Genomic DNA, 2,201 nt, shown 5'->3' on the forward strand with positions numbered 1-2,201 from the left:
CTTTTAATTCAGATTTAATGCAACGGGGTACCGGATGTTGCGTTGCATTTACCTTGAAGAATTTCAGCTGGCACAAATCTCCGTATAATCGTTCCGGGACTCTTGACCTGAAGGGCGCTCAAACCTTTATAATGAGCCACCAGAGGCAGGGTCACGTACAAAGGCCTTTCCGGCAGATGTCTCATTATGAAAGGAGATTCCAAATATGAAAAACCTGTACGCGCTGATGATCGGTCTGTCCGCGCTGGCGGCCCTCTGGGCGCTGCCCGCGGCGGCGAAACCGACGAAGGAGAAGACGCTGATCGTTTTCTATTCGTGGGGCGGCAACACGCGCGGCATCGCCCGCGCCATCCAGAAAAAGACGGGAGCCGACATTTTCGAGATCGAGCTGGTCAAGCCCTACTCCGACGACTACAACACCGTGCTGAAGGAAGCGCAGCGCGACCAGCGCGCCCAGGCCCGGCCGGAGATCAAGGGCAAAGTGACCGACATGGCGAAGTACGACACGATCCTGCTCGGCTATCCCAACTGGTGGGCGTCGATCCCCATGCCGGTCGCCACGTTCCTCGAAAGTTACGACTTCGCCGGCAAAACGGTGTCGCCTTTTTGCAGCAACGGCGGCGGCCGGCTCGGCCAGAGCGTCTCCGCCATCACCAAGCTGATCCCCGCGGCCGTCGTGCAGAATCCGCTTTCCATCTACTACGACGGCGGCTCCTCGCTGAGCGCGGACCTCGACGCCTGGCTGGAGAAGAACGGATTTTAGGCGAGCGTCATGAAAAGCACGCTGATCCTGCTGGTCCTCCTGGCGCTGAGCGCGAGAGCCGCGCTGGCGGCGCCGCAAGACGAAATGATCCTGATCACAGGCGGCACGTTCATCATGGGCAGCCCCGAGGGCGAGCCGTGGCGCGAGAACGACGAACGCCAGCATCACGTGACGGTGAGCGACTTTTATCTCGGCCGCCGCGAGGTCACTCAGGAGGAATACAAGGCGCTGACGGGCGCAAATCCCAGCCGCCACACCCGCGGTGAAAAACTGCCCGTGGAGAACGTCAGCTGGTACGACGCCGTGAAGTTCTGCAACCTGAAGAGCACCGCGGAAGGGCTGACGCCCGCTTACGCGATCGACGGCGAAAACGTGACCTGGAACCGCGACGCGAACGGCTACCGCCTGCCCACGGAGGCGGAATGGGAATACGCCTGCCGCGCCGGCGGCGCCGGGCCGTTCAGCATCGAGCCGTCGCCGTCCTGGACCGACGCCAACTACTACGGCCACTATCCCTACAACATCGAGCAGAACTATTTCGATACGGGAAAACTCGACGTGAAGCCGGGCACTTACCGCGGCGATTCCATCCCCGTGGGCAGCTTCAAGCCCAACGCGTTCGGCCTCTACGACATGCACGGCAACGTCAGCGAATGGTGCTGGGACCGCTACGGCGTGTATCCGTCCACCGCGCAGGCCGACCCCGCCGGCCCCGAGAAGGGTGTCGCGCGCGTCTGCCGCGGCGGCGGCTGGAACGATTTCGCCAAGCACCTGCGCAGCGCCTACCGCTCGTCGCAGATGCCCGGCGACGCCTTCCGCAGCCGCGGCTTTCGTCTCGCCCGCAACAAGTAATACTAATTCTGTCAATAGCCAATAAAAATGTCACCATAACTGCTCATTAAAAAAGTCACCCCATCACACTCTCATCACAGCAAGACACCTCGAAAGAACTCCCCATCGTGCCGCCATAACAACGTCTACGCGAACGTACGTTTATCCCGACATGTGCTATGATATCCCTGCCTTTTGACGACGCCACGCCGCCATGGGTGGTCCGGAGCGGGCTTGTGCGCTTTCACAAGCCCGCTTTTCCGTTTCTTTGCCGATGCCTCATCGGAGTCGACTCGTTTTTGACTTTCAACCTCCTTCATCTCGATCCGTCTGCCCTTGGAAACACCCCAGATCCGCCCGGTCGACGTTTCACGCACCTCAACCGTCGTTTTGGCCATCCCGAGGCAATCGTCCGCCGCCGGAACGTACCGACGACCTCCGTAGGAGATCATGCCGCCGTGATCCGTCCTGCGAGATTCGCGACGCGCAAAGAGAAAATCCAAATCGACTTTTCCTTCCGGCTTCACATAAACGTCCTCTCCCTCAGCCGGCGTGACGGCAAACTTCCGATTGTGCCTGGCGATGAGCTTGGGCAAAACCTCGTTGG

Annotated in this window: 2 protein-coding genes and 1 pseudogene; 2 read left to right on the forward strand and 1 reads right to left on the reverse strand. The window is 60.2% G+C overall.

Features of this window, described 5'->3' with window-relative positions; translation table 11 throughout:
* Positions 1 to 205 precede the first annotated feature (205 nt).
* A complete protein-coding gene (locus B0D78_RS12035) occupies positions 206 to 763 on the forward strand; it encodes a flavodoxin (protein WP_078017172.1) in 558 nt (185 codons plus the stop codon).
* 9 nt (positions 764 to 772) lie between these two features.
* Positions 773 to 1,615 (forward strand): formylglycine-generating enzyme family protein, encoded by an 843-nt coding sequence (locus B0D78_RS12040; RefSeq protein ID WP_078017173.1) that lies wholly within the window; start codon positions 773 to 775, stop codon positions 1,613 to 1,615.
* A gap of 125 nt (positions 1,616 to 1,740) precedes the next feature.
* Here B0D78_RS12040 and B0D78_RS12045 read toward each other — a convergent pair.
* Positions 1,741 to 2,201: pseudogene (locus tag B0D78_RS12045) on the reverse strand (hypothetical protein); the annotation flags it as partial.

Origin of the sequence: Pyramidobacter sp. C12-8 (genome assembly GCF_002007215.1) — a bacterium.
GTDB lineage: Bacteria > Synergistota > Synergistia > Synergistales > Dethiosulfovibrionaceae > Pyramidobacter.